Origin of the sequence: Sphingobium sp. PAMC28499 (assembly GCF_004795815.1) — a bacterium.
Lineage (GTDB): Bacteria > Pseudomonadota > Alphaproteobacteria > Sphingomonadales > Sphingomonadaceae > Sphingobium > Sphingobium yanoikuyae.
In genome coordinates this window covers 3896042-3921499 of record NZ_CP039248.1, presented here as the reverse complement: position 1 = coordinate 3921499, position 25458 = coordinate 3896042, and the positions used below count along the sequence as shown (strand labels likewise).

Annotated in this window: 29 protein-coding genes and 2 tRNA genes; 22 read left to right on the top strand and 9 right to left on the bottom strand. The window is 65.1% G+C overall.

From position 1 onward, the window contains the following. Positions 1-53: 53 nt before the first annotated feature. Positions 54-1349, top strand: a complete 1296-nt coding sequence (locus tag E5554_RS18665; protein ID WP_136187701.1) for a dihydrolipoamide acetyltransferase family protein — start codon at positions 54-56, stop codon at positions 1347-1349. A gap of 48 nt (positions 1350-1397) precedes the next feature. Here the strand turns inward: E5554_RS18665 and E5554_RS18660 are convergent, their stop codons facing one another. Beyond that, the gene (locus tag E5554_RS18660; protein ID WP_210729769.1) at positions 1398-1868 is read right to left on the bottom strand and encodes a hypothetical protein; all 471 of its coding nucleotides are present in this window, start codon (positions 1866-1868) and stop codon (positions 1398-1400) included. 165 nt (positions 1869-2033) lie between these two features. On the opposite strand from E5554_RS18660, the gene E5554_RS18655 reads away from it, so the two are divergent. The 3 genes from E5554_RS18655 (at position 2034) to E5554_RS18645 (ending at position 3463) form a co-directional block, all read left to right on the top strand. After that, a complete protein-coding gene (locus tag E5554_RS18655) occupies positions 2034-3188 on the top strand; it encodes an AI-2E family transporter (protein ID WP_136187700.1) in 1155 nt (384 codons plus the stop codon). A 41-nt stretch (positions 3189-3229) separates the two neighbouring features. After that, a tRNA-Asp gene (locus E5554_RS18650) sits at positions 3230-3306 on the top strand. A gap of 80 nt (positions 3307-3386) precedes the next feature. Then, positions 3387-3463, top strand: a tRNA-Asp gene (locus tag E5554_RS18645). 102 nt (positions 3464-3565) lie between these two features. Here E5554_RS18645 and aqpZ read toward each other — a convergent pair. The 5 genes from aqpZ to E5554_RS18620 form a co-directional block, all read right to left on the bottom strand. After that, positions 3566-4297 carry an aquaporin Z gene (gene aqpZ / locus E5554_RS18640; RefSeq protein ID WP_026109314.1) on the bottom strand — a complete coding sequence of 244 codons (732 nt, stop codon included), beginning with the start codon at positions 4295-4297 and terminating at the stop codon, positions 3566-3568. Positions 4298-4553: 256 nt separating this feature from the next. Further along, entirely contained in the window at positions 4554-4796 is a 243-nt protein-coding gene (locus tag E5554_RS18635; protein ID WP_010337236.1) for a DUF2842 domain-containing protein, read from the bottom strand. 5 nt (positions 4797-4801) lie between these two features. Beyond that, complete coding sequence (locus tag E5554_RS18630; protein WP_004211706.1) at positions 4802-5383, bottom strand: 5-formyltetrahydrofolate cyclo-ligase; 582 nt, start codon at positions 5381-5383, stop codon at positions 4802-4804. Positions 5384-5579: 196 nt separating this feature from the next. Beyond that, complete coding sequence (locus E5554_RS18625) at positions 5580-5915, bottom strand: cell division protein ZapA (protein ID WP_004211707.1); 336 nt, start codon at positions 5913-5915, stop codon at positions 5580-5582. Continuing rightward, positions 5908-6255 (bottom strand): hypothetical protein, encoded by a 348-nt coding sequence (locus E5554_RS18620; protein ID WP_168708658.1) that lies wholly within the window; start codon positions 6253-6255, stop codon positions 5908-5910. The genes E5554_RS18625 and E5554_RS18620 overlap by 8 nt, the downstream gene beginning before the upstream one ends. Before the next feature lie 18 nt (positions 6256-6273). Here E5554_RS18620 and tkt point away from each other — a divergent pair, with 18 nt between their 5' ends. From tkt to E5554_RS18605, 3 genes are all read left to right on the top strand, one after another. Continuing rightward, positions 6274-8241 (top strand): transketolase, encoded by a 1968-nt coding sequence (tkt, locus tag E5554_RS18615; protein WP_136187698.1) that lies wholly within the window; start codon positions 6274-6276, stop codon positions 8239-8241. A 36-nt stretch (positions 8242-8277) separates the two neighbouring features. Continuing rightward, on the top strand, positions 8278-9288 hold the full coding sequence (gene gap, locus E5554_RS18610; RefSeq protein WP_004211711.1) for a type I glyceraldehyde-3-phosphate dehydrogenase: 1011 nt from the start codon (positions 8278-8280) through the stop codon (positions 9286-9288). Positions 9289-9359: 71 nt separating this feature from the next. Further along, positions 9360-10562, top strand: a complete 1203-nt coding sequence (locus E5554_RS18605; protein ID WP_136187697.1) for a phosphoglycerate kinase — start codon at positions 9360-9362, stop codon at positions 10560-10562. A gap of 20 nt (positions 10563-10582) precedes the next feature. Here the strand turns inward: E5554_RS18605 and E5554_RS18600 are convergent, their stop codons facing one another. Further along, complete coding sequence (locus E5554_RS18600) at positions 10583-11794, bottom strand: MFS transporter (RefSeq protein ID WP_048937341.1); 1212 nt, start codon at positions 11792-11794, stop codon at positions 10583-10585. Between the two features lie 79 nt (positions 11795-11873). Further along, on the bottom strand, positions 11874-12371 hold the full coding sequence (locus E5554_RS18595) for a TlpA disulfide reductase family protein (RefSeq protein WP_210729768.1): 498 nt from the start codon (positions 12369-12371) through the stop codon (positions 11874-11876). A 259-nt stretch (positions 12372-12630) separates the two neighbouring features. On the opposite strand from E5554_RS18595, the gene E5554_RS18590 reads away from it, so the two are divergent. Then, entirely contained in the window at positions 12631-13536 is a 906-nt protein-coding gene (locus E5554_RS18590; RefSeq protein ID WP_136188409.1) for a fructose bisphosphate aldolase, read from the top strand. A gap of 5 nt (positions 13537-13541) precedes the next feature. Beyond that, positions 13542-14081 carry a hypothetical protein gene (locus E5554_RS18585; protein ID WP_136187695.1) on the top strand — a complete coding sequence of 180 codons (540 nt, stop codon included), beginning with the start codon at positions 13542-13544 and terminating at the stop codon, positions 14079-14081. Positions 14082-14143: 62 nt separating this feature from the next. Here E5554_RS18585 and E5554_RS18580 read toward each other — a convergent pair whose 3' ends face one another. After that, positions 14144-15271, bottom strand: a complete 1128-nt coding sequence (locus E5554_RS18580) for a P1 family peptidase (RefSeq protein ID WP_136187694.1) — start codon at positions 15269-15271, stop codon at positions 14144-14146. Between the two features lie 74 nt (positions 15272-15345). Here E5554_RS18580 and thiE point away from each other — a divergent pair, with 74 nt between their 5' ends. The 13 genes from thiE to nuoF all read left to right on the top strand — a co-directional run bounded on the left by thiE (position 15346) and on the right by nuoF (position 25457). After that, a complete protein-coding gene (thiE, locus tag E5554_RS18575) occupies positions 15346-16038 on the top strand; it encodes a thiamine phosphate synthase (protein ID WP_010337227.1) in 693 nt (230 codons plus the stop codon). Between the two features lie 74 nt (positions 16039-16112). Then, positions 16113-16481 carry a DUF1622 domain-containing protein gene (locus E5554_RS18570; RefSeq protein ID WP_004211722.1) on the top strand — a complete coding sequence of 123 codons (369 nt, stop codon included), beginning with the start codon at positions 16113-16115 and terminating at the stop codon, positions 16479-16481. A 48-nt stretch (positions 16482-16529) separates the two neighbouring features. Beyond that, entirely contained in the window at positions 16530-17648 is a 1119-nt protein-coding gene (locus E5554_RS18565) for a L,D-transpeptidase family protein (RefSeq protein WP_136187693.1), read from the top strand. Further along, the gene (locus E5554_RS18560) at positions 17645-18211 is read left to right on the top strand and encodes a M23 family metallopeptidase (RefSeq protein WP_136187692.1); all 567 of its coding nucleotides are present in this window, start codon (positions 17645-17647) and stop codon (positions 18209-18211) included. Before E5554_RS18565 ends, E5554_RS18560 begins: the two co-directional genes overlap by 4 nt. Before the next feature lie 214 nt (positions 18212-18425). Beyond that, entirely contained in the window at positions 18426-18989 is a 564-nt protein-coding gene (gene efp, locus E5554_RS18555) for an elongation factor P (RefSeq protein ID WP_004211725.1), read from the top strand. Further along, positions 18989-19345: a hypothetical protein gene (locus E5554_RS18550; protein ID WP_099232399.1), complete on the top strand. Its 357-nt coding sequence runs from the start codon at positions 18989-18991 to the stop codon at positions 19343-19345. The genes efp and E5554_RS18550 overlap by 1 nt, the downstream gene beginning before the upstream one ends. A 36-nt stretch (positions 19346-19381) precedes the next feature. After that, positions 19382-20194 carry an inositol monophosphatase family protein gene (locus E5554_RS18545; RefSeq protein ID WP_004211727.1) on the top strand — a complete coding sequence of 271 codons (813 nt, stop codon included), beginning with the start codon at positions 19382-19384 and terminating at the stop codon, positions 20192-20194. Between the two features lie 295 nt (positions 20195-20489). Further along, entirely contained in the window at positions 20490-20864 is a 375-nt protein-coding gene (locus E5554_RS18540; protein ID WP_004211729.1) for an NADH-quinone oxidoreductase subunit A, read from the top strand. A gap of 26 nt (positions 20865-20890) precedes the next feature. Next, the gene (locus E5554_RS18535; RefSeq protein WP_017501785.1) at positions 20891-21409 is read left to right on the top strand and encodes an NADH-quinone oxidoreductase subunit B; all 519 of its coding nucleotides are present in this window, start codon (positions 20891-20893) and stop codon (positions 21407-21409) included. Between the two features lies 1 nt (position 21410). Beyond that, positions 21411-22208 (top strand): NADH-quinone oxidoreductase subunit C, encoded by a 798-nt coding sequence (locus tag E5554_RS18530; protein WP_136187691.1) that lies wholly within the window; start codon positions 21411-21413, stop codon positions 22206-22208. Continuing rightward, complete coding sequence (locus tag E5554_RS18525; RefSeq protein WP_004211732.1) at positions 22208-23443, top strand: NADH-quinone oxidoreductase subunit D; 1236 nt, start codon at positions 22208-22210, stop codon at positions 23441-23443. Before E5554_RS18530 ends, E5554_RS18525 begins: the two co-directional genes overlap by 1 nt. Next, entirely contained in the window at positions 23443-24126 is a 684-nt protein-coding gene (locus tag E5554_RS18520; protein ID WP_004211734.1) for an NAD(P)H-dependent oxidoreductase subunit E, read from the top strand. The genes E5554_RS18525 and E5554_RS18520 overlap by 1 nt, the downstream gene beginning before the upstream one ends. Continuing rightward, complete coding sequence (gene nuoF, locus E5554_RS18515; protein ID WP_004211735.1) at positions 24123-25457, top strand: NADH-quinone oxidoreductase subunit NuoF; 1335 nt, start codon at positions 24123-24125, stop codon at positions 25455-25457. Before E5554_RS18520 ends, nuoF begins: the two co-directional genes overlap by 4 nt. Position 25458 lies beyond the last annotated feature (1 nt).

The window sequence follows — 25458 nt, the reverse complement described above, 5'->3', positions numbered from 1 at the left end:
GCCGCCCTATGATAAACGTGTCTCGACTTCGCTCGACACGAACGGAGAGTAAGATGGCCCTATTCACCTTCAAGCTGCCGGACATCGGCGAAGGCATTGCGCAGGCGGAGATTGTCGGCTGGCATGTCAAGGTCGGCGACCGGGTCGAAGAAGACCAGCCGATCGCCGACATGATGACCGACAAGGCGACGGTCGAGATGGAAAGCCCGGTCGCGGGCACCGTCGTCCGCCTGGCCGGCGAGCCGGGCGATCAGGTGTCGATCGGATCGATGCTGGTCGAGATCGAGACGGAAGGCGAGGGGGCGTCTGCCGCACCCGCGCCGACGGTCGAAACGGTCGAGGCCTCCATTGATGCTCCCCTCACTTCAAGGGAGGGGCCGGGGGTGGGTGGCGAGCAAAGCGAGCTGCCTGCCGTTGAGCCAGAAGCACCGGCTTCGCCGGTACCCACCCCTAACCCCTCCCTGGAAGGGTGGGGGACTGATGCTGCCGCGCCCGTCCTCGCGTCCCCCGCCGTCCGCGCACGCGCCAGGGAACTGGGTATCGACCTCGCCCTGGTGAAGCCCCATGGCGACCATATCCGCCACGCCGATCTCGACGCCTATCTGCTCTACGGTTCGGGGCAGGGCTATCGCCCGGCCGGCCGCACGGCACCGCGCGCCGACGAGCAGGTGAAGGTGATCGGCATGCGCCGCCGCATTGCCGAGAATATGGCCGCGTCCAAGCGCCACATTCCCCACTTCACCTATGTCGAGGAAATCGACGTCACCGCGCTGGAGGAGGCGCGGGCACAGCTCAACGCCCATCGCGGCGATCGGCCCAAGCTCACCATGCTGCCGCTGCTGATCGTGGCGATCTGCAGGACGCTGCCCGACTTCCCCATGCTCAACGCCCGTTATGATGACGAGGCGGGCGTGGTGACGCGCCATGGCGCCGTCCATCTTGGCATGGCGACGCAGACCGACGCGGGGCTGATGGTGCCGGTGATCCGCGACGCGCAGGACAGGAATGTCTGGCAGCTGGCGACCGAGATCCGCCGCCTCGCCGACGCCGCGCGCAGCGGCAAGGCGACCTCGGCCGAACTGTCGGGTTCCACCCTGACCCTGACGTCGCTGGGGCCGCTCGGCGGCATCGCCACCACCCCGGTCATCAACCGGCCCGAAGTGGCGATCATCGGCCCCAACCGCGTGATTGAGCGGCCGATGTTCCGGGGGAAGGAGATCGTCGCGGCAAAGCTGATGAACCTGTCGATCAGCTGCGACCATCGCGTCGTCGACGGCTGGGATGCGGCGAGCTTCGTCCAGGCCGTGCGCAAGCTGCTGGAAACGCCGGTCCTGCTGTTCGAGGGCTGATGAATGCACGGGACCGGGGCGGCCAACGTCGCCCCGGTCCCGTCTGCGTCAGCGCACCTGCGCCCGATAGGTCAGCCGTCCCGATTGTCCCGGTGCCACGCTGTCGGGCAGGCGCCAGCGTATATGGGTAATATCCTCGGGCGTAGCGTGGCGGACACCGCCCAGCGGCGTCGGCAGCCATAATTGATCCAGTCGACCCCAATGGGCGCCGCCATCGACCGATGCCTGCATGGCGGGATCGGTCGGGTCGAGCAGGGTGCCGCGCGGCACCTGGCGAACCACGGTCAGCCCATGGGCCGTCCGGCTGCCTTCATGGCGCCAGTCGACCACGACGATCAACTGGTCGCCCGACATGGCGCGTTCGGCATTGGCGATGGTGCGGCGCGGGCGGCCATTAATGTCGGTCTGCACCCGTTCGACGAAGGTCCGGCTGTCGAGCCGCATGTCCTGCGCCCCGGCCTGCCAGGATGCGGTCATGCCTGCGATCAGGCCCAGGCCCGCGATCAAGCTTCTTGCCATGCGATATCCCCCTTATCGAATGTCCGCATCTCCTACGGCCAGTCTCCCCAATATTTGGTTAAGCCCCTGTTTGCCGTCTTCCTGATGCGATTCGCCGATGTCATTTGACCGGCCGCAGCGCCGGGTGCAGAGCGGCAGGGCTGCTGCACAGGGGACGGATCGGGCGTGACCACCAACGAGGAACTGGAAGTCAATCGGCGGCGCGACCGTTTGCTGGCATCGATCGCCTTGTCCTCGGGCGTCGGCCTGCTGCTGGCCTTGCCCTTCGCCCTGCGTGCGGGCGCCGAATTCTTCCTGCCGCTGACCGCCGCGCTGGTGATCGCGATCGCGCTGGTGCCGCTGCTCGAATGGCTGGAGCGGCGCGGGCTGCCCTCGGGCCTGTCGGCGCTGCTGGCGGTCGTCGCCTTCCTCAGTGTCGCCAACACCGCGCTGGTGCTGATCGTGGTGCCGGCGACCGACTGGTTCCGCATCCTGCCCCAGCGCCTGCCCAAGATTCAGGCAACACTGGCGCCGCTCATCGATTTCTATTCCCAGGCCCAGCGATTCGTTGACGAAACCGTCCAGATGCTGGTCGCGGGGCCGGCATCGGTCGCGCACAGGGCGGCGGTGGAAACGCCCGGATCGCTGCTGCAGTTCGCGGCCACCTCCGCCCCGTCGGCGATCATCCAGATGGTGTTCGCCCTGCTCATCATCTATTTCTTCCTGGCCGGCTGGACCCGGCTGCGCCGCCGCACGATCAACAGCCGGGGCAGTTTCGACGGCGCCATGGCGGTCGCGCGGGTGATCCAGAATGTGGTCGACGCGACCTCCGCTTATGTGATGACGATCGCCACCATCAACCTGTGTCTGGGGCTCGCCGTGGCGCTGGCGCTCTGGCTGATCGGCATGCCATCGCCCTGGATGTGGGGTGGCATCGTCGCATTGCTCAACTTCATTCCCTATTTCGGCCCGATGCTGGCCGCCGTGCTGCTGGCGCTGGGCGGCCTCATGGTGTTCGACGATGTCTGGACGGCGCTGCTGCCCGCCTTTCTCCAGATCGGCTTCCATCTGGTGGAGGCCAATGTCATCACGCCCACCATCCTTGGCCGTCGCCTGACGATGAACCCGCTGCTGATTCTCGTCTCGCTGACCTTCTGGGGCTGGGTCTGGGGCACGCCCGGTGCGCTGCTCGGCGTGCCGTTGCTCATCATCGTGCAGACCGTCGTGGCCGCCGCCGGCACGCCCGACATCGCCGGTTTCCTGTTCGAACAGGGGACGCTGACGGTCAGCCGTCGCAAAGAAAATGCAACAAGTGAAGAAACTGATGGCGAGGACGGTTGACAGCTTGGCCGGACCCGCATAGACGGCCGCCCACACCGAACGCGGGTGTAGCTCAGTTGGTTAGAGCGCCGGCCTGTCACGCCGGAGGTCGCGGGTTCGAGCCCCGTCACTCGCGCCACTTTCCCTGACCGGAAAGTCGGAAGGTAAACAGATTTGCATCATCTGGTGACCATGGGTCACGATAGGATGCCGCCCTGCGCGGGTGTAGCTCAGTTGGTTAGAGCGCCGGCCTGTCACGCCGGAGGTCGCGGGTTCGAGCCCCGTCACTCGCGCCACTTCATTCCCGAAGTGATCCGATCGCCAGGCGATCCTTTTTCCCTCATATCGATACAGGCCAGCGGGCCGACACCAACCGCATCGGCCCGTGACGATTCGTCTCAGAGATGCTCGCCCGTCACATGCGGCGGCAGCGGTTCGTTGGCGAGCCAGCGATAGACGCCACCGGCGGCCAGCGCACCGATGATCGGCGCAACCCAGAACAGCCAGAGCTGATGCAGCGCGAGGCCGCCGACCAGCAGGGCCGGCCCGGTGCTGCGCGCCGGATTGACCGACGTGTTGGTGACCGGGATGCTGATGAGGTGGATCAGCGTCAGCGCCAGGCCGATCGCGATCGGGGCAAAGCCCGCCGGCGCGCGGCTGTCGGTCGCACCCAGGATCACGCTCAGGAAGCCGAAGGTCAGCACCATCTCGATCGCCAGCCCTGATTCGAGCGTGTAGCCGCCCGGCGAATGCAGGCCATAGCCATTGACCGCCAGGCCATTGGGCGCCAGCTCATAGCCCGGCTGGCCGCTGGCGATGAACAGCAGCAGCGCCGCGGCGATCACCGCGCCCACCAGTTGCACGACGATATAGGGGGCGATGTCGCGGGCCGGGAAGCGCCCGCCGGCCCACAGGCCGATCGTCACCGCCGGGTTGAGGTGGCAGCCCGAAATATGGCCGATGGAGAAGGCCATTGTCAGCACCGTGAGGCCGAAGGCCAGCGCCACGCCCAGCAGGCCGATGCCGACATCGGGAAAGGCCGCCGCCAGCACGGCGCTGCCGCACCCGCCGAACACCAGCCAGAATGTGCCGAAACATTCGGCAAATAGTCGCTTGCTCAATGGAACCATCGGATCCTCCTGTTGCACTGTGCGCCCGCCACCGGACATGGCTTGAGACCGGTGCGGGGTGGCGCCGCCCGGAGAATGCAGGATGACAGGAGGGGGCTGTCCGCGACACGGGCGGCCGATGCTGGTGACTGGCGCATGGACATGCCGTTGCCCCCGTTTCCGGCGAGCCGCCTGCATCGCGCATGGCCGCGATGCGTCCGCTATGGTCGCCTAACGCTCAGGGATAAGGCGAAACACCATGGGCTGGGCATCGGGATTAACCCTGACGCCAGCGCCCCGTTTCCATCCAGGCGAGCAGCCGCCGCAGCGGCAGGATCCAGATCCAGATCAGGCCCAGGAAAATATAGACCGGCACCTGGCCCCACATCGGCAACTGGCCGATCAGCGGCGACAGGCTGCCGACCAGTACGGCCCAGCCCAGGATCAGCCCCAGGATCGCGAACATGCCGGCCGGCTTGCGCCAGCTGGGCTGATGATAATGGCGCGGGTCGATGCTCATCGGGGTCAGGCTGCCTCGATCACGGCGGTTTCGGTCAGGATCATGTCGAGCGGCAGATCCCATGGGTCGGCCGGCACATCATCCAGTTCCTGCGCCGACCAGGCAAGGCCGACGCGCAAGGCATCGGGATGGCGGGCAAAGGCGCGGTCATAATAGCCGCCGCCCTGACCGAGGCGGTTCATCCGCTGGTCGAAACCCAGCAGCGGCGCGATGATGACATCCGGCACCACCGCACCGCCTGACGGCTCAGGGTGGCTGGTGCCGAACAGGCCGGGGAACAGCTGGTCCTCGGGACGCCACAGCAGGAAGTCCATGCTGCCCAGCCGATCGAGCACGCGCGGCAACGCCACCTGCTTGCCCATCACGCCCAGTTGCGGAGCCAGACGCTGCGCCGGCGCCTCGTCATCCAGCGCCATGTAGAGCGCGATCACCTGCGCGTCGGCGATGCGCTGGGCGAGCGGAGAGGGCACGGCCTTGAACGCCAGCCTGTGGGTCAGCGCGTCGAGCGAGGCGACGAAGTTGCGCCGCCGCTGCCGGGCGATCGCGCGCAGGGTCGACTTGTCGGCGGCATCACTGTCGTCGGGCATGGGGTGCCTTTGCTGGTAGGGGCAGGGTGACGGGACCGCCTTGGCCGTTTGCTGGAATATCCTCTGACGCCTCAACGTCAGGTGGGGACCATGTAGATCGGGCCAGAGCCCGCCCAGGGACAGCCCCCGTGGATGTGATTATCGCCTCAGGGATGTTCGCTAAAGCTCGCACCAGGCAGTGCCCGTCGCCGCCAATCTAGGCGTCGGCGGCGCGGGCGGCAAGAGCCTCGCTCAGCTTTTCTACGCGGGCGGCCAATGCCTCGACCGCGCGGGCGGCCGGCTCGTCATCGCCATCCAGCGCCAGTTGCTCCTGTCGGCCCGCTGCGGCGCGCTTCAGTTCGTTGAGTTCGTCCGCCATGAACAGCGCCGCGAACAGCAAGGTGCGCACCTCGGTCAGGCCCGGCGTGCTGCGCTGCGCCTGATAGGCCTTGTCCTCGATGATCTGGGCCAGATGCGCCATATGCGCTTCCTCGCCATCGCGGCAGCGCAGCTGATAGGGGCGACCGGCGATCTGCAGCATGATTTCAGCCATCGGTGCGCCCTCGCAATTCTCCGATCAGGTCGTCCAGCGATTGCAATGCCGCCTGGGCGGCCATCTGGTCGATGCCGGAATTGGCGTGGGGGACAGCCTGCGAAAGGCTGGCCACATTCTGTTCAAGCCGACTGATCGCGCGCTCCAGCGTGCCGATCGCCTGCATCATGCGGTCGCTTGCCATATTTTCTGCATAGCCAATGTTTTCGCCTTGCAAAAGCGCTGTTTGGACGGCTTGCCGCGCACCACGCCCCGCCTGCGGTTGACGCATGGGGATTGACGCGACAAAGGGAACCCAAATCGACTCGCCCGTTCGCGCGGGCCGTTCCATGCCAGTCATGAAAGACATCTTCCCGCTATGACCGTTTCCGACACGCAGCTCGCCAACGCCATCCGGGCGCTTTCCATGGACGCCGTGCAGGCTGCCAACAGCGGCCATCCCGGCATGCCGATGGGCATGGCTGACGTCGCCACCGTGCTGTTCAAGGATTATGTGAAGTTCGATCCGGCCGCGCCGAAATGGGCCGACCGCGACCGCTTCGTGCTGTCGGCCGGCCATGGCTCGATGCTGATCTACTCGCTGCTGAACCTCACCGGCTATGCCCGTCCGACGATGGACGACATTCGCAACTTCCGCCAGCTCAGCAGCCCCTGCGCCGGCCACCCGGAGAATTTCGAGCTGGCAGGGGTCGAAGCGACCACCGGCCCGCTGGGTTCGGGCCTCGCCACCGCCGTCGGCATGGCGATTGCCGAGCGTCACCTGAATGCCGAGTTCGGCGATGATCTGGTCGATCACCACACCTGGGTGATCGCCGGCGACGGCTGCCTGATGGAAGGCATCAACCATGAGGCGATCGGCCTCGCCGGTCACCTCAACCTGTCGCGCCTGATCGTGCTGTGGGACGATAACAAGATCACCATCGACGGCGCCGTCGACCTGTCGAGCAACGAAGATGTCCGCGCCCGCTATGCCGCCACCGGCTGGCATGTCGTGTCGTGCGACGGCCATGACGTCGCCGACGTGCGTCGCGCCATCGACGAAGCGCTGGCCGATCCGCGTCCCTCGCTGATCGCCTGCGCCACCAAGATCGGCTATGGCGCGCCGAACAAGGCCGGCACCTCGGGCGTCCACGGTTCGGCGCTGGGCGAGGCCGAAGTCGCCGCCGCCCGCGAGTTCCTGGGCTGGACCGCCGAACCCTTCGTCGTCCCCGCCGACATCGACGCCGCCTGGAAGGCAATCGGCGCCAAGGGCGGTGATGTTCGCAAGGCCTGGGAAGGTCGCCTGGCAAATGCTTCGGAGAGCGCTGAATTTTCGCGCCGTATGGCGGGCGAACTGCCGGCCGGCTTCTCGCTGGACGCCTATATCGACAGCCTGATCGCCAACCCGCAAAAGGTCGCCACCCGCAAGGCCAGCGAACTGGCGCTGGGCGCGATCAACGATCTGCTGCCCGAAACCGTCGGCGGCTCGGCCGACCTTACCGGCTCGAACAACACCAAGACCAAGTCGACCGGCCCGCTGACCCGTGACGATTACTCGGGCCGCTATGTCTATTATGGCATTCGCGAATTTGGCATGGCCTGCGCGATGAACGGCATGGCGCTGCATGGCGGCGTGATCCCCTATGGCGGCACCTTCCTGGTCTTTTCCGACTATATGCGCGCCGGCATCCGCCTCGCCGCGCTGCAGGAACAGCGGGTGATCCATGTCCTTACCCATGACTCGATCGGTCTGGGCGAAGACGGCCCGACCCACCAGCCGATCGAGCATGTCATGTCGATGCGCATGATCCCGAACCTCGACGTCTATCGCCCGGCCGACATCGTCGAGACGGCGGAGTGCTGGGAACTGGCACTGAAGGATGCGACCGGCCCGTCGGTGCTGGCGCTGACCCGCCAGAACCTGCCGCAGCTGCGCCTCGAAAAAGCTGAGAATCTGTCGGCCAAGGGCGCCTATCGCCTGGTCGCCGCGACCGCCGATCGCAAGGTCGTGCTGCTCGCCACCGGTTCGGAAGTCGAGATCGCCGTCGCCACCGCCAAGGCGCTGGAAGAACAGGGCATCGGCGCCGACGTCGTCTCGATGCCCAGCTGGGCCCATTTCGACGCGCAGGACGCCGCCTACAAGGCCGACATCCTGCCCGCCGGCGTGCTGCGCGCCTCGATCGAGGCCGGCACCACCTTCGGCTGGGAACGCTATACCGGCCTTGACGGCCTGCGCTTCGGCATCGACAGCTTCGGCGCGTCGGCTCCGGCCGAAGTCCTCTACGACCATTTCGGCCTGACCGCCGCCAAGATCGCTCCGCAGATCAAGGCCGCGCTCGGCGCCTGAGCCCAAGACCTACACGCAAACCGGGAGACAAGTGCAGTGGCAACGAAGGTAGCAATCAACGGTTTCGGCCGCATCGGTCGTCTGGTGGCGCGCGCCATCCTCTCGCGCACCGACCATGATCTGGAACTGGTGAGCATCAACGACCTGGGCGATGCCAAGGCCAATGCCCTGCTGTTCAAGCGCGACTCGGTCCATGGCAACTGGGCTGGCGAAGTCAGCGTCGACGGCGATTTCCTGGTGGTCGACGGCAAGAAGATCAAGGTGACGGCAGAGCGCGATCCCGCCAATCTGCCGCACGCCGAACTGGGCGTCGAAATCGCCCTGGAATGCACCGGCATCTTCACCAGCAAGGACAAGGCCGGCGCCCACCTGACCGCCGGCGCCAAGCGCGTCGTCATCTCGGCACCGGGCACCAACGTCGACAAGACTGTCGTCTTCGGTGTCAACCATGACGAGCTGACCGCCGACGACATCATCATCTCGAACGCCAGCTGCACCACCAACTGCCTGGCGCCGCTTGCCAAGGTGCTGAACGATTCGATCGGCATCGAACGCGGCTTCATGACCACGATCCACAGCTACACCAACGACCAGAACACGCTGGACCAGATCCACAAGGACATGCGTCGCGCCCGCGCCGCTGCCCTGTCGATGATCCCGACCACCACCGGTGCCGCCCGCGCCGTGGGTGAGGTTCTGCCCGCGCTCAAGGGCAAGCTGGACGGTTCGTCGGTCCGCGTGCCGACCCCGAACGTCTCGGTCGTCGACCTGAAGTTCATCCCCAGCCGCGCCACCACGGTCGAGGAAGTCAACGGCCTGCTCAAGGCTGCGTCGGAATCCGGCCCGCTCAAGGGCATCCTGGGCTATTCGGACGAGCCGCTGGTCTCGATCGATTACAACGGCGATCCGCGCAGCTCGACCGTCGACAGCCTGGAAACGGCCGTGATCGAGGGCAATCTGGTCCGCGTGCTCAGCTGGTACGACAATGAATGGGGCTTCTCGAACCGCATGATCGACACCTCGGGTGTCATGGCGAAGTTCCTCTAAGCCTTCTCAGCCCCGCCGGATCAACCGGCGGGGTTTTTCTTCTGATATAATTCCAAATTCTAGGAGCGATCATGGCAAAGCCGTTCAAGACACTCGACGACATGGGCGACATCACCGGCAAGGTGGTGCTGGTGCGCGAGGATCTGAACGTGCCGATGCAGGACGGTTCGGTCAGCGACGACACCCGTCTGCGCGCGGCGATGCCGACTATCCTGGAACTGGCCGATCGTGGCGCCAAGGTGCTGATCCTGGCCCATTTCGGCCGGCCCAAGGGCCAGAAGAACCCGGAATTTTCGCTGAGCAAGATCACCCGTCCGCTGACCCAGGTGCTGGGCCGCGAGGTGCAGTTCATTCCCGACTGCCAGGGTGAGGCCGCGACCGACGGCATCAAGGTGATGCGCAACGGCGACATCGCCATCCTCGAAAATACCCGCTTCCATACTGGCGAGGAAAAGAATGATCCCGCGCTGGTCGACGCGATCGCCGCGATTGGCGACCTCTATGTCAACGACGCCTTTTCCGCCGCGCACCGCGCCCATGCCTCGACCGAGGGGCTGGCCCACAAGCTGCCCGCCTTCGCCGGCCGCTCGATGGAGAAGGAATTGGACGCGCTCGAAGCTGCGCTCGGTGCCCCGGTCAAGCCGGTCGCGGCCGTCGTCGGCGGCGCCAAGGTGTCGACCAAGCTCGACGTGCTCAACAATCTCGTCACCAAGGTCGATCATCTGATCATCGGCGGCGGCATGGCCAACACCTTCCTCCACGCCCGCGGCGTCGATGTCGGCAAGTCGCTGTGCGAAAAGGATCTGGCCGACACGGCGGACGCCATCTTCGACAAGGCCGAGGAAGCCGGCTGCATCATCCATCTGCCCTATGACGTGGTCGTGGCGAAGGAATTTGCCGCCAACCCGCCGTCGATCCGGACCTGCAACGTCCATGAAGTCGCGGAAGACGAGATGATCCTCGACGTCGGCCCGGCTGCGGTCGAGGCGCTGGGCGATGCGCTCAAGAACTGCCGCACCCTGGTGTGGAACGGCCCGCTCGGTGCGTTCGAGATCGCGCCCTTCGACGCGGCGACCGTCGCCCTTGCCAAGACCGCAGCGGCGCTCACGAAGGAAGGCCAGCTGGTCTCGGTCGCGGGCGGTGGCGACACCGTCGCCGCGCTCAACCATGCCGGCGCGGCCGCCGACTTCACCTTCATCTCGACCGCCGGCGGCGCCTTCCTCGAATGGATGGAAGGCAAGGAACTGCCGGGCGTGAAGGCGCTCTACGCCTAAGTCTTTTGACGGCAGGGGTGTCAGCGCGTGGCGCTGGCGCCCCGGTCGAACAGGATGAAGACCAGCGCGGCCACGCCGCCGATCGCCGCACCGGCGATCGCGCTCAGGCTCCAGCCACCCGCTTCATAGGTGGTCGATCCGATCACCGATCCCAGCGCGCCGACCACGAACATCACCGTCATATAGGCTGCGTTGATCCGGCCGCGGGCATGGGGATCGAGCGAGAAGATCAGCTTCTGCCCGGTGATCTGGCTGACCTGCACCGCCGCATCGATCAGCACCGCCATGATGGTGAAGCCGATCAGGCTGCCGGCCGCCACGGTCCAGTCCGCCAGCAGGAAACCGATCGAAAGTGCGATCAGCGCGCCGAGCGAGGCCGGGCCGGTGAGCCGTCGGTCGGCCAGCCAGCCCGCCACCGGGGCCACCAGCGCGCCGCCGGCACCTGCCAGCGCAAAGGCGCCGATGCCATTATGGCCTAGGCCAAAGTCATGGATCAGGCTCAGCGGCGCGGCGGTCCAGAACAGGTTGAACGCCGCGAACATCGACGCCTGGTAGAAGGCGCGCATCCGCACCACGCGATATTTGCCGAGCTGCGAGAAGGTGGAGCTAAGCACTTCGCCATAATGCATGCCCCCCTTGGGCCGGCGCTGCGGACAGGCGATCAGCAGCGCGATCGCGACCAACGCAATCACCCCGGCCGACAGCAGGAAGGTCGCACGCCAGCCCATCGAACCAGCAAGGAAGCTGGCGATCGGCCGCGACAGCATGATGCCGAACAACAACCCGCTCATCACCGTGCCGACGACGCGGCCCTGTCGCTCGGGCGGGGCGAGGTGGGAGGCGAGGGGGATCAGCACCTGCACACCGGTCGCACCGACGCCGGTCATGACCGACGCGATCAGGAAGGTCGCGGGGCCGTTGGACAGGGCGATGGCGATACAGCCCAGCACCGTTGCCACCGCCGAAATCAGCACGATCCGCCGGTTTTCGAACAGGTCGGCCAGCGGCACCACCAGGATGATGCCCAGGCCATAGCCAAGCTGCGTCAGCGTGGTGATGAGGCCCGCGACCCCGGCCGACATGCCGATCTCCGGCCCGATCACGTCGATCAGCGTCTGGGCATAATAGAGGTTGGCGACCATCGTCCCGCACGCGACCGCCATCAGCAATATGGCAAAGCGGGACAGGGGCGCATCATCGCGCGGCAGGGGCAGGGCGGCAGAATGGGTCATGCCGCCCTAATGGTCACCCCCAGGCCGGCTTTCAACCGGATGACGGAAATTTCATTGTGCAATGCAACGGAAAATCGCCTCAGGCGGGCGGCTGTTCGTTCAGCAAGGGCACCAGCAGCGCATTGAGATCATCCAGCTCGAACGCGCCGGACTTGGCGTAGCGCAGCCGGCCCGCCCGATCGATGACGAAATTGGTCGGCACCCCGGTCAGTGGGCCATAAGGCCCCTTGATCCTTTTGGCCGACGGGATGTGCATCGCCGCGAACAATTGCTTCAGCTGCGCGATCGGCACCGATCCTTCGGTCGTTATCGCGAAGACTTTCAGCCCATGTTTCTTCTGGAGCCCATAATAGCTGTCGAGCGTCGGTAATTCCTTGCGACACGGTACGCACCAGGTCGCCCAGAAATTGAGCAGCACCACCTGGCCCTTCAGTTCCGCCAGCGTCACTTTGCTGCCGTCGATCAGCGTCAGCTCGAAATCCGGCGCCATCTCGCCGACGACCGGCTTGGTCGCCGCCTGCGCCACCCCGATATCGATCAGCCCCAGTATCAGCGCGGCCGCCATGACGGGCCGCATCTTCCCGATCCCCATTCTTCCCCCGATTCAGACCTTTGGCCACAGCCTATCAGGCACTTTCGCACGCGCCAACGATATTGGCGGCCGCCCCGTCGCCGCGCGGGGGCAAGCATCTTGCGGTGCGACATGGGACTAGCTAACAGCCCGGATACCGGCGGGCCTGACGGCGCGCTACAGTCATGCCCTCGGGTTCGCCCGATGGCTTCCATCTTTCCGCGCTGCCGAGGGGGCGGCGCGCCCCAAGAGAAGGTATGTGCAGATGCTGGATCAGGACATGGTCAAGAAGGTTTCCGACGGTCAGGGCTTTATCGCCGCGCTCGACCAGAGCGGCGGTTCGACGCCCAAGGCGCTCAAGGGCTATGGCGTCGAGGAAAGCGCCTGGAGCAATGACGAGGAGATGTTCGGCCTGATCCATGCGATGCGCAGCCGCGTCATCACCTCGCCCGCCTTCACTGGTGACAAGGTGCTGGGCGCGATCCTGTTTGAGCGCACCATGGACGGCACCGTCGACGGCAAGCCGACCCCGACCGCGCTGCTCGAACGCGGCGTGGTGCCCTTCATCAAGATCGACAAGGGGCTGGAGGATGAGGCGAACGGCGTGCAGCTGATGAAGCCGATGCCCGAACTCGACGCGCTGCTCGCCCGCGCCAAGGGCCTGGGCGTGTTCGGCACCAAGGAACGCTCGGTCGTCAACCTCGCCAACCGTGAGGGCATTGCCGCCGTGGTCGCGCAGCAGTTCGAAGTCGGCCGCCAAGTGCTGGCCGGCGGCCTGATGCCGATCATCGAGCCGGAAGTGAACATCAAGTCGCCCGAACGCGCCGAGGCCGACCAGATCCTGCTCGAGGAAATCCTCAAGCAGCTCGACGCCTTGCCCGAAGGCGAGCAGGTGATGCTCAAGCTCTCGCTGCCCGCCAAGGCCGGCCTGTTCGATCCGCTGGTCGATCATCCCAAGGTGCTGCGCGTCGTCGCCCTGTCGGGTGGCTTCAGCCGCACCGAAGCCTGCGCCGAACTGGCCAAGAATCGCGGCATCATCGCCAGCTTCAGCCGCGCGCTGCTGAACGACCTGCGTCACCAGATGAGCGACGACGAATTCAACGCGTCGCTGGGCGGTGCCATCGACGAAATCTACGCCGCTTCGGCCACCAAGACCCCGGTTGCGGCCTGACGCATATGGACGGCGCCGGGCAGGGGGAAAGTCCCGCCGGCGCCGCCTTTTCCTATCATCGCGCGGTCGCGCCGATGCTCTGGATTCTACTGGGCCTGATGGTCGTCGAGACGTCCGTGGTCCATCTGCTGGTCGCGCTGTGGAGCCCGCGCGCGGCGGTCATCCTCTCCCTGCTGAGCCTCGCCATGATCGCCTGGTTCATCCTCTTCATCCGATCCTTCCGCGACCATCCGGTGCGGATCGGCCCGGACGGCCTGGTCTGGCCCGTCGGTACGCTGCGCAGCCTTTCCATCCCCTGGCCGCAAGTCGCGGGGCCATGCGACGACTGGACCCTGGCCGACCTCAAGGCGGCGGGCCTGTTCAACGGCGCGCTGGTGGCCCACCCCAACATGGTCATCGCGCTCGACCCACCGGCCAAGTCAGGGCGGCGCACGATCCGCTACCTCGCCCACCGGCTCGACGATCCCGCCGCCTTCATCGCAGCTTTCGGCCTGCTACACCCGCACCCCGACCCGTTCGCTTCGAGCGTGTCGAGAAGCGGCTAGCGCGCTGCTCGCGTTTCTCGACCAGGCTCGAAACGAACGGAAATGGGCGCAGCACTTCCGCTTTACGGCTTGCCCTTCAGCATAGGCAGCACCTTGTCGAGCGGCAGTGCCTCTGCCGTGCCACGATTGCCGACCACGGTCTGCGCCTTGAACAGCGCGTTCAACACCGCTTCCTCGGTCGCCTCGATGGTCGCCTGGAACAGCGGCGACATGCGGTCATTGGGCAGGTCGTCGACCGCCGCCACGGCATTGCGCTTCGCTGCCGTCCGCCGCACCGCATCGCTGGTGGAAAAGGCGATGGCATAGTCGCCCGACCCGTTGGAGAAGCTGGACCCGGTTCGCGCAATGCCGCCAAAGGCGCGCTCGGCGACGCGGCGCAGATTGCGGTCGGACAGCGGCGCATCGGTCGCAATCACGATCACGACCGATCCGTCCGCCTTCTTTTCCTCGACCTGCTGGCGATAGTCATAGCGGCCAAGCTTCACCCCCACCGGCACGCCCGCGATCGTCAGCACCCCGCCATAATTGGCCTGCACCAGCACGCCCACGGTCCAGCCGCCGAGCGCCGCCGGCAGCTTGCGGGAGGATGTGCCGATCCCCGCCTTGAAGCCGAAGGCCACCGTGCCGGTGCCGGCGCCCACCACGCCTTCCTCGACCGCGCCGGCCCTGGCGCTCTCGATCGCGCGGCGGGCATCCGCAATAGTCACATGCCGCCCGCGAATGTCGTTGAGCATGCCATCATTGGTCTCGCCGACCACGGCATTGACCGACCGCACCTCCTCATTGCCGGTCTGCGCCAGCGTCCATTCGACCGAAGCCGCGCCGGCCTCCGCCACGTTCAGCGTATTGGTCAGCAGGATCGGCGTCTCGATCTCGCCCAGTTCGGCCACCTGGGTCGATCCCATGAACTTGCCGAACGCATTATAGGCGACGAAGCCGGCCGGCACCTTGTCCTGGAACAGGTTGCCGCCATGGGGCAGGATCGCGGTGACGCCGGTGTTAACGTTCTTGCTGCGCGGCAAGGTCACCTGGCCCACCTTCACCCCCGCAACGTCGGTGATCGCGTTGAGCGGGCCGGGCCGGAGGATGCCGACGGTCACGCCTGCCTCCCGTGCGCGCGGCCGCGGCGCCTCCTGCGCCAGCACGGGCGCGGCGGACAGGAGCAGCAGGGCGGCGAAAGCATGGCGCATGGAATATCCTTCGGTATTGTGATCGCGGTCATAGCCGCACTTGGCGCGGCCGCGCGAGCGGCTATAAGGCGCGCATGACCGATTTCACTGACGAAGAACTGGCGCTCGACCCCCATTTTGCCGAGCAGTTCGAAAAGGGCTTTCGCCCCGCTTGCCAACTCTATCTGATTTCGCCGCCGGCGATTGACGAGACTTTCGTCGATCAGCTCGCCCAGGCGTTCGACGGCGGCAAGGTCGCCGCCTTCCAGCTGCGCCTGAAGGGCATCGACGATCATGCCATCGCTGCGCTCGCCGGGCCGATCCAGGCGCTCTGTGCCGAGCGCGAGGTCGCCTTCATCATCAATGACAGCATCGGCCTTGCCAAGCGGCTGAACGCCGATGGGGTCCATCTGGGGCAGGAGGATGGCGACCCGCGCGAGGCGCGCAAGCAGCTTGGTCCCAAGGTGCAGATCGGCGTGACCTGTCACGACAGCCGCCATCTGGCGATGGAAGCGGGCGAGGCGGGGGCCGACTATGTCGCCTTCGGCGCCTTCTACCCGACCACGACCAAGGAAACGACGCACCGCGCCGAACCGTCGATCCTGGGCTGGTGGACCACCCTGTTCGAACTGCCCTGCGTCGCGATCGGCGGCATCACGCCGGACAATGCCGCCCCCCTGATTGCGGCAGGTGCCGACTTCCTGGCCGTCAGCGGAACGGTGTGGAATCACCCCGAAGGGCCCAAGGCCGGCGTCGCCGCCTTCGCGTCGGTGCTGGGCGGGGCCTAATCGCGGGTTTATCCCGATAGGCAAAGGGCCGCCACCGGGCCAGCATCCCCGCAATCGGGCAAGGGGTGCTGGGCATGGCGTTGGAAGAATTCGTCCATCAATTGGCGGAATATGTCGCGCTGCTGGTCAATCTGCTGGCGATCCTGGCGATCGCCATCGGCTCGGTTCAGGGCGCGATCGGCCTGACGGGGCTGCTATTGTTCAAGGCGGACGAATCGAAGCTCATGCCGGTCTGGATGAGCTTTGGTCGCTGGGCGGTCGCCGGACTGAGTTTCCAGCTTGCGGCCGATATCGTCGAAACCAGCATCGCTCCGACCTGGGCGGAAATCGGCAAGCTCGGGGCGATCGCTGCCATCCGCACCTTCCTCAACTATTTCCTCGACCGGGATCTGGAGGGGATACGCGAGCGCGAGAAGGCCAAGGCGGAGGCCGAAGCCATCTGATCGCAGCGGCACAGGCAGCTTTCCGTCGCCTGCTGCGTTGTCTCTTCCATGATGTGGGAGAGTATCGCCTTGAAATATCGTCTTCTCGGCCTGCCGCTGCTGTGCGCGGCCTGCAATGTGTCGACCACCGACGCCAATGAAAGCCAGCCAGCCGCGCCAACCAACCAGGCACCGATCAACCAGACACAGGCCGCGCCCGATCCCTCGGCCGCCTATGCATTCCAGGTTGTCGAGGAACCTGGCGGCAAGCCCTGGCAGCCCAACCAGATATTGCAGGCGCAGGTGGCGCTCGATCGCTGGGGCTTCTCGCCCGGCGTGATCGACGGCAAGGACGGGATGAGCTTCAAGGCGGCCTTGCGTGGCTTCCAGGAGGCGAACAAGCTGCCGGTCACCGGCGATTATGACCAGAAGACCGCGGCCGCACTGCTGGAGGGGGAGGCGAAGCCGACCACCTGGCTGGTGCGCATTCCTGATGGTTTTGCCCGCGGGCCCTTCTTCGACATTCCCAAGGGGCTGAACAATCAGGCGAGCCTGCCCGCGCTCACTTATCGCAACCTGCTCGAAAAACTGGCGGAGCGCTTCCACACCACGCCCGAAGTGCTGACCGCCTTGAACCCGCCCGATACGAAGGTCGCCGCCGGCGTGACCATCCGCGTGCCGGCGATCGCCAATCAGCCGGTGGCACGGATCGAGGGCGACGAGCGTGGCTGGGGCGAAACGCTCGCCAGCCTGGGCGTCGCCAAGGACCAGCCACAGGCCGACCATCTGGTGGTCGACAAGTCGGAAGGGCTGCTCAAGGTCTATGGCGCGGACAACCGCTTGATCGCGCAATTTCCGGTCACCACCGGGTCGCAGCATGATCCGCTGCCGCTGGGCGAATGGACGATCAAGGGCGTCAGCCGCAATCCCGACTTCCATTATAATCCCGACCTGTTCTGGGATGCCGCGTCGAAGGATCAGAAGGCGGTGCTGAAACCCGGTCCCAAAGGCCCGGTCGGCGTCGTGTGGATCGATCTGTCCAAGGATCATTATGGCATCCATGGCACGCCCGAACCGCAACTGATCGGCCGCACCGAAAGTCATGGCTGCATCCGCCTCACCAACTGGGACGCCGCGCGGCTGGCGCAGATGGTGAAGAGCGGCGTCAAGGCCAAGTTCCAGGCATGAATGTCCGGCTGTGGGGCGGTATCGCGGTCGCGCTGCTGCTCTGCATCGCCTTCGCCCGCTATTGCGTGCGGATCGTCCCGGCCGATGCGCCGGTGCGATCCGCTGCATCCGCGCCGCCAGCCGTCAGCGACGGTGCGCTGCTGATCCCGGTGGAGGGTGTGCCGACGTCCGCGCTCACCGACACCTTCACCCAGGCGCGGGCAGGCGGCGCCCGTCCGCATGACGCGATCGACATCATGGCGGCGCGGGGCAGGGCGGTGCTGGCCGCTGCCGATGGCCGGATCGAGAAGATCTTCTGGAGCGAGGCGGGTGGCCGCACCCTTTATGAACGCGCGCCCGACGGGCACACCCTCTATTATTATGCCCATCTCGACAGCTATGCGCCCGGCCTGCACGAAGGGCAGGCGGTCAGGCGCGGGCAGCGCATCGCGACCGTGGGCAGCACCGGCAATGCGGATCCCGCCGCGCCGCACCTCCATTTCGCCGTCAACCGCATGGCGCCGGCTGATCCCTGGTATGGTGGCCAGCCGGTCAATCCCTATCCGCTGCTGGTCGGCCAATGACCTGTCCTATCGGCTCGCGATCGGCTATCATCGGGGTCAGCCGCGATCGAAAATTGCTCAAGTAGGAAAGCGAATTTCAAAATGTGCGGGAAATGTGCGAAGTTAAGCGGAAACGCCGCCCTCTTGCCCTTGGCGCCGTCTCGCGGTAAAGGCGCGGCCAGCCTCGCAGAGGCCGGCTCTTTTCCACATTCAGACATATAGGCAGGCTCTTCCCATGAAGATCAGCGGCGTGGACATTCGTCCCGGCAACAATATCGAATATGAGGGTGGCCTGTGGCGCGCCGTCAAGATTCAGCACACCCAGCCCGGCAAGGGCGGCGCCTATATGCAGGTGGAGCTGAAGAACCTGATCGATGGCCGCAAGAACAATGTCCGCTTCCGCTCGGCCGAGAGCGTCGAGCGCATCCGCCTCGACACCAAGGATTTCCAGTATCTCTACCCCGAGGGTGACATGCTGGTGTTCATGGACACCGAAACCTATGACCAGATCAACCTGCCGATGGACCTGGTCGGCGACGCCGCTGCCTTCCTGCAGGACGGCATGATGGTCATGCTGGAAATGTATGAAGAACGTCCGATCAGCGTCCAGCTGCCCGAGACGGTCGAAGCGACCATCGTCGAAGCCGACGCCGTGGTGAAGGGCCAGACCGCATCGGCCAGCTACAAGCCGGCGATCCTCGACAATGGCGTACGCGTCATGGTTCCGCCGCACATCGTCACCGGCACGCGCATCGTGGTCGATGTCTATGAGCGCGAATATGTGAAGCGGGCCGACTGATGCGGTTCGGGCGCAGCACGGCATTGGCCGCCATCCTCGCGATCGGCGCCCTGCCGGCTGCGCTCCCTGCCCAGACGGTCAACAAGCCGTCAAAGGCGCAGATCGACAGTGCGGCCTATGTGCTGCAGGTCATCAGCAGCGCGCTGGAGTCGAAGGACGTCGAACAGCCGGTCAAGACCGCGCTGTTCGAATGCCTCTACAGCAATTCGCTGTCGCAGATCAGTGCGGCGACCGACAAGGTGATCGCGGGCAATCCGGGCAAGGTGAACCGCAAGGATCCCTCGCAGATGCTGGCGGTGATCGCCGGCACCTGTGGCTATCGTCCGGCCGCCGCCAAGCCCGCCCCCAAGAAATAAAGCAAAGGCCGCCCACCGGGGCGGCGGAGATTTTACATGGTATCCCATTCCGGCCTTCTCACCGTCATGGAACGCGCCGCCCGCAAGGCCGGCTCCAAGCTGCGCCGCGACTTCGGCGAGGTCGAGCATCTGCAGGTATCGCGCAAGGGGCCGGCGGACTTCGTGTCCAAGGCCGACAAGCAGGCCGAACAGACTCTGGTCGAGGAATTGCAGAAGGCGCGTCCCGACTGGGGCTTCCTGCTGGAAGAGGGCGGGGTGATCGAGGGTGATCCCAACAAGCCGCGCTGGATCATCGATCCGCTCGACGGCACCACCAACTTCCTGCACGGCATCCCGCACTTCGCCATCTCGATCGCGGTCGAGGAGCCGTTGTTCGGCGGCAAGCGCGAAGTGACCTCGGGCCTGATCTACCAGCCGGTCACTGACGAAAGCTATTGGGCGGAAAAGAATCGCGGCGCCTGGCGTCATGACCAGCGCCTGCGCGTCTCGGCTCGCCGTGACCTTGCCGACTGCCTGATCGCCACCGGGATCCCGTTCATGGGTCATGGCAATATGGCCGAATGGACCCGGATCTTTGGTGCGGTGGCGCCTTCGGTCGCTGGCCTGCGTCGCTTCGGCGCTGCCTCGCTCGACCTCGCCCATGTCGCCTCGGGCCGCTATGACGGCTTCTGGGAAAGTGGCCTGCAGCCCTGGGACGTGGCGGCCGGCATCCTGATGGTGCGCGAAGCCGGCGGCTTCGTCAGCGACTTCCGTGGCGGCGACCAGATGATCGATCGCAAGGAAGTGATCGCCGGCAATGACGCGACCCACAGCAAGCTGCACAAGCTGGTGGCAGGCGCGCTACGCTAAGAGCAGGGTTGTCTGAGGGGGAGGCGCGCCGCGCTTCCGCCGATAGCGTGAATCAGGCTCTGCTAAGCTTCTGATTTAAGAGCAAAGGGCGTCGGCCCACCGCGGCGAGTCTTCGGACTTCCAGAGGTGGTCCGGCGCCTGTTTTTTTGTGTCTGCGGCAATCGTCTCTTGCGCTTTTGGTAACGCGATCAAGCCTTTGCAATTGTTGCGAATCATTCTCATGGGTTCGCCCCTTGCTTCGCATATGCAGCAGGCCTAAAGGCCCCCCAGAACAATTTTCGCCCAGGGGATTCCATTGGTCGATCTCAGCCAATATCTGCCGATCCTGATCTTTCTCGGGATCGCTCTGCTGCTCTCCAGCACCTTCGTCTTCTTGCCGATGCTGGTTGGCCGCCTGACCGGTGCGCACAAGCCCGATCCTGCCAAGCTGTCCGAATATGAATGCGGCTTTCCCGCATTTGAAGAGCCGCGCAGCCAGTTCGACGTGCGTTTCTACCTTGTCGCCATCCTGTTCATCATTTTCGACCTGGAAGCGGCATTCCTCTTTCCCTGGGCGGTGAGCCTTGACCAGATCGGCTGGGCCGGCTGGGCGACGATGATGATCTTCATAGCGGAGCTGGTGCTCGGCCTCGTCTATGCGTGGAAGAAGGGAGCACTCGATTGGGAGTAGAACTGACCAGCCCCATTCCCGGCACCATGCCGCCGATGGGGACGCAGCCCGACCAGGACTTCTTCAACGCGCTCAGCAGTGAAGTCAGCGACAAGGGCTTCCTTGTCACCTCGACCGAGGAACTGTTCCAGTGGGCCCGCACGGGTTCGCTGTGGTGGATGACCTTCGGTCTGGCCTGCTGCGCCGTGGAGATGATCCACGTCAACATGCCGCGCTACGACATGGAGCGCTTCGGCGCCGCGCCGCGCGCGTCTCCGCGCCAGTCGGACGTGATGATCGTCGCGGGCACGCTGTGCAACAAGATGGCCCCGGCGCTCCGCAAGGTCTATGACCAGATGTCCAACCCGAAATATGTGATTTCGATGGGCAGCTGCGCCAATGGCGGTGGTTACTACCACTATAGCTATTCGGTCGTCCGTGGCTGTGACCGCATCGTGCCGGTCGACATCTATGTGCCGGGCTGCCCGCCCACTGCCGAAGCTCTGCTCTACGGCATCATGCAGCTGCAGCGGAAGATCCGCCGGATCGGGACGATTGAGCGTTAATATGGGCTATTCTGCACCCAAGATCGTGAACCCCGAAGGGATCGCCGAGGAAATCGGCGCCCTCTTGGGTTCGATGCTGATCGAAACCATCGATCATGCCGACGAGCTGACCTTCGTTGTCGCGCGCGACGACCTGGCCAATGCCATGGTCGCGCTGCGCGACATGGCGCATTACCAGCAGCTGATGGAAATCGCCGGCGTCGACTATCCGGAACGTCCGGACCGGTTCGAGGTCGCCTATCACCTGCTCAGCGTCACGCGGAACCACCGCGTCCGCGTCAAGGTCTCGACCGACGAGGATACGCCGGTGCCGACCGTCACGCACCTCTGGCCGGTCGCCGGCTGGCTGGAGCGCGAAGTGTTCGACATGTATGGCGTCATCTTCGACGGCAACACCGACCTGCGTCGCATCCTGACCGACTATGGCTTCAAGGGCCATCCGCAGCGCAAGGACTTCCCGCTGACCGGCTATGTCGAGCTGCGCTATTCCGAAGAAGACAAGCGCGTCGTCTATGAGCCGGTGAAGCTGGCCCAGGACTTCCGCAGCTTCGACTTCATGTCGCCCTGGGAAGGCGCGCAATATGTGCTGCCCGGCGACGAGAAGGCGGCGGCACCTGCCGCGCCGGCTCCTGCGCCCGCAGCTGCACCCACGCCCAAGGCGACGGAAAGCAAGGCCGACACCGGTGCTGGCGATGCCGCCAACAAGAAGGCCGAGGAAAAGTCGGCCGATGCGCCGGCCAAGCCCGCCGCCGAAACCGATGAAGGCAAGGGGGCTGCCAAGCCCGAAGGTAAGGCCTGATGTCCGACTATCTCGAAAAGATGGATCATGTCACCGATGCGGCCGACCCGGCCTATGGTGACACGGAAATCCAGAACTACACGATCAACTTCGGTCCGCAGCACCCTGCGGCGCACGGCGTTCTGCGTCTGGTCATGGAGCTGGACGGCGAAATCGTCGAGCGCTGCGACCCGCATGTCGGCCTGCTGCATCGCGGCACCGAAAAGCTGATCGAGCACAAGACCTATATGCAGGCGCTGCCCTATTTCGACCGGCTGGACTATTGTTCGCCGCTCGGCATGGAGCATAGCTATGTCCTGGCGGTTGAAAAGCTGCTGAACCTGGAAGTGCCGCTGCGCGCGCAATATCTGCGCGTGTTCTTCGCGGAACTGACCCGTATCTGCAATCACATGTTGAACCTGGGTTCGCACGTCATGGACGTTGGCGCGATGACGCCGAACCTGTGGCTGTTCGAAATCCGCGAGGACTGCCTCAACTTCTTCGAGCGCGCGTCGGGCGCCCGCATGCACTCGGCCTATTTCCGGCCGGGCGGCGTGCATCAGGATGTGCCGCTCAAGCTGCTGACCGACATCGCCGACTGGCTCGACACCCGTCTGCCGCGCCTGTTCGAGGACGCGATGAGCCTGGTCGTCGATAACCGCATCTTCAAGCAGCGCAATGTCGACATCTCGATCGTCAGCAAGGAAGATGCGCTGAAGTGGGGCTTCTCCGGCCCGATGCTGCGTGGTTCGGGCATCGCCTGGGATATCCGCAAGGCGCAGCCCTACGACGTCTATGACCGCATGGAATTCGACGTTCCGGTCGGCACCGCGTTCGACTGCTATGACCGGTTCATGGTCCGCGTCGAGGAAGTGCGCCAGTCGGCGCGCATCATGAAGCAGTGCCTCAGTGAAATGCCCGAAGGGCCGATCGCCAGCTTCGACCGCAAGGTTTCGCCGCCCAAGCGCGGCGAGATGAAGAAGTCGATGGAAGCGCTGATCCACCACTTCAAGCTCTATACCGAGGGCTTCCACGTCCCCGCGGGCGAAGTCTATGTGGCGACCGAAAGCCCGAAGGGCGAATTCGGCGTCTATCTGGTCAGCGACGGCTCCAACAAGCCCTATCGCTGCAAGATCCGCCCGACCGCCTTCAGCCATCTGCAGGCGATGGACTTCATGATGAAGGGCCACATGCTGGCCGATACAACCGCTGTACTGGGCGCGATGGACATCGTGTTCGGAGAATGTGACCGATAATGGCTGACGCAGTTCATATCCCCGATGAGGCCGAAACCCGCGCGCGCTGGGGCGCGTTCGAGTGGACGCCCGAAAATGCCGAGCAGGCCAAGAAGGTCATCGCGCGCTATCCCGCCGGTCGCCAGCAGTCGGCGGTGATGCCGCTGCTCGATCTGGCCCAGCGCCAGGTTGGTGCGGAGACGCAGACCAATGGCTGGCTGCCGGTCCCGGTCATGGAATATATCGGGCGCCAGCTCGATATGCCGTACATGCGCGTCTATGAAGTCGCGACCTTCTACACCATGTACAATCTGGCGCCGGTCGGCCGCTACCATGTGCAGGTCTGCGGCACGACGCCGTGCATGCTGCGCGGGTCGGACGATGTCTTTGCCGCGTGCAAGAACAAGGGCCTGGTCAAGGGCGGCACGACCCCTGATGGCCTGTTCACCCTCAACGAGGTCGAATGCCTCGGTGCCTGCGCCAACGCGCCGATGGTCCAGATCAACGACGATAATTTCGAAGATCTGACCTACGACAGCACCATCGCCATCCTGGAAACGCTGGCCGCCGGCGGCCAGCCCAAGATCGGCCCGCAGATCGATCGTCAGACCAGCGCGCCGGAAGGTGGCCCGACCACCCTCAAGGAGATGGTCGGCGAAAATCACGACTATCGCGGTCAATGGAACGAAGGAGCGACGGCATGACCGATGCACCCGCACCGGCCCCCTTCGTCGGGCCGCTGTCCGACAAGGACCGCATCTTCACCAACGTCCACGGCTTCCAGGATTGGGGCGTCGACGCCGCGATGAAGCGTGGCGATTGGGACAATACCAAGAAGCTGATGGAAATCGGCCAGGACGCGATCATCGACACCATCAAGGCGTCGAACCTGCGCGGCCGTGGTGGCGCCGGCTTCCCGACCGGCATGAAGTGGAGCTTCATGCCCAAGGAAAGCAAGGACGGCCGTCCCAGCTTCCTGGTCATCAACGCCGACGAATCCGAACCGGGTTCGTGCAAGGACCGCGAAATCATCCGTCACGATCCGCACAAGCTGATCGAAGGCGCGCTGATCGCCGGTTTCGCGATGCGGGCGCGTGCCGCCTACATCTATATCCGCGGTGAGTTCATCTATGAGGCGAAGGTGCTCTTCGCCGCCGTCGAGCAGGCCTATGAAAAGGGCTTCATCGGCAAGAATGCCTGCGGTTCGGGCTATGATTTCGACGTGTTCGTCCATCGTGGCGCCGGCGCCTATATCTGCGGCGAGGAAACCGCCCAGATCGAAAGCATCGAGGGCAAGAAGGGCCAGCCCCGCCTGAAGCCGCCTTTCCCGGCCGGCGCGGGCCTCTATGGCTGCCCGACCACGGTGAACAACGTGGAATCGATCGCGGTTGCGCCGACGATCCTGCGGCGCGGCGCGGCTTGGTTCAACGGCTTCGGCCGTGAGAACAACCGCGGCACCAAGCTGTTCCAGATCAGCGGCCATGTGAACAAGCCCTGCGTCGTCGAGGAATCGATGTCGATCCCGTTCCGCGAACTGATCGATCGCCATTGCGGCGGCATCCGTGGCGGCTGGGACAATCTGCTCGCGGTCATTCCGGGCGGGTCGTCGGTGCCGCTGGTTCCTGCGAAGGAAATCATGGACGCACCGATGGACTTTGACGGTCTGCGCGCGCTGGGCTCGGGCCTGGGCACCGCCGCCGTCATCGTCATGGACAAGTCGACCGACATCGTCCGCGCCATTTCGCGTCTCTCCTACTTCTACAAGCATGAGAGCTGCGGCCAGTGTACGCCGTGCCGCGAGGGCACCGGCTGGATGTGGCGCGTCATGGAGCGTCTGCGCACCGGCGACGCCGACCAGAGCGAAATCGACATGCTGTTCCAGGTGACCAAGCAGGTTGAAGGCCACACCATCTGCGCGCTTGGCGACGCAGCGGCATGGCCGATCCAGGGGCTGATCCGGCACTTCCGTCCGGAAATCGAGCGCCGGATCAACGAGAACAAGGGTAGTGCCCCCGTCATGGAGGCAGCGGAGTAAC

Coding starts and splice junctions, on each gene's coding strand:
- E5554_RS18635 (WP_010337236.1), bottom strand. CDS start 4,796: ATGAGCATCGACCCGCGCCATTATCATCAGCCCAGCTGGCGCAAGCCG.
- tkt (WP_136187698.1), top strand. CDS start 6,274: ATGACCGTTTCCGACACGCAGCTCGCCAACGCCATCCGGGCGCTTTCC.
- E5554_RS18620 (WP_168708658.1), bottom strand. CDS start 6,255: ATGACTGGCATGGAACGGCCCGCGCGAACGGGCGAGTCGATTTGGGTT.
- E5554_RS18550 (WP_099232399.1), top strand. CDS start 18,989: ATGCGGTTCGGGCGCAGCACGGCATTGGCCGCCATCCTCGCGATCGGC.
- E5554_RS18580 (WP_136187694.1), bottom strand. CDS start 15,271: ATGCGCCATGCTTTCGCCGCCCTGCTGCTCCTGTCCGCCGCGCCCGTG.
- E5554_RS18665 (WP_136187701.1), top strand. CDS start 54: ATGGCCCTATTCACCTTCAAGCTGCCGGACATCGGCGAAGGCATTGCG.
- E5554_RS18520 (WP_004211734.1), top strand. CDS start 23,443: ATGGCTGACGCAGTTCATATCCCCGATGAGGCCGAAACCCGCGCGCGC.
- E5554_RS18560 (WP_136187692.1), top strand. CDS start 17,645: ATGAATGTCCGGCTGTGGGGCGGTATCGCGGTCGCGCTGCTGCTCTGC.
- nuoF (WP_004211735.1), top strand. CDS start 24,123: ATGACCGATGCACCCGCACCGGCCCCCTTCGTCGGGCCGCTGTCCGAC.
- E5554_RS18590 (WP_136188409.1), top strand. CDS start 12,631: ATGCTGGATCAGGACATGGTCAAGAAGGTTTCCGACGGTCAGGGCTTT.
- E5554_RS18545 (WP_004211727.1), top strand. CDS start 19,382: ATGGTATCCCATTCCGGCCTTCTCACCGTCATGGAACGCGCCGCCCGC.
- E5554_RS18535 (WP_017501785.1), top strand. CDS start 20,891: ATGCCGCCGATGGGGACGCAGCCCGACCAGGACTTCTTCAACGCGCTC.
- E5554_RS18605 (WP_136187697.1), top strand. CDS start 9,360: ATGGCAAAGCCGTTCAAGACACTCGACGACATGGGCGACATCACCGGC.
- thiE (WP_010337227.1), top strand. CDS start 15,346: ATGACCGATTTCACTGACGAAGAACTGGCGCTCGACCCCCATTTTGCC.
- E5554_RS18630 (WP_004211706.1), bottom strand. CDS start 5,383: ATGCCCGACGACAGTGATGCCGCCGACAAGTCGACCCTGCGCGCGATC.
- E5554_RS18570 (WP_004211722.1), top strand. CDS start 16,113: ATGGCGTTGGAAGAATTCGTCCATCAATTGGCGGAATATGTCGCGCTG.
- E5554_RS18660 (WP_210729769.1), bottom strand. CDS start 1,868: ATGGCAAGAAGCTTGATCGCGGGCCTGGGCCTGATCGCAGGCATGACC.
- E5554_RS18625 (WP_004211707.1), bottom strand. CDS start 5,915: ATGGCTGAAATCATGCTGCAGATCGCCGGTCGCCCCTATCAGCTGCGC.
- E5554_RS18600 (WP_048937341.1), bottom strand. CDS start 11,794: ATGACCCATTCTGCCGCCCTGCCCCTGCCGCGCGATGATGCGCCCCTG.
- efp (WP_004211725.1), top strand. CDS start 18,426: ATGAAGATCAGCGGCGTGGACATTCGTCCCGGCAACAATATCGAATAT.
- aqpZ (WP_026109314.1), bottom strand. CDS start 4,297: ATGGTTCCATTGAGCAAGCGACTATTTGCCGAATGTTTCGGCACATTC.
- E5554_RS18530 (WP_136187691.1), top strand. CDS start 21,411: ATGGGCTATTCTGCACCCAAGATCGTGAACCCCGAAGGGATCGCCGAG.
- E5554_RS18585 (WP_136187695.1), top strand. CDS start 13,542: ATGGACGGCGCCGGGCAGGGGGAAAGTCCCGCCGGCGCCGCCTTTTCC.
- E5554_RS18525 (WP_004211732.1), top strand. CDS start 22,208: ATGTCCGACTATCTCGAAAAGATGGATCATGTCACCGATGCGGCCGAC.
- E5554_RS18595 (WP_210729768.1), bottom strand. CDS start 12,371: ATGCGGCCCGTCATGGCGGCCGCGCTGATACTGGGGCTGATCGATATC.
- E5554_RS18565 (WP_136187693.1), top strand. CDS start 16,530: ATGATGTGGGAGAGTATCGCCTTGAAATATCGTCTTCTCGGCCTGCCG.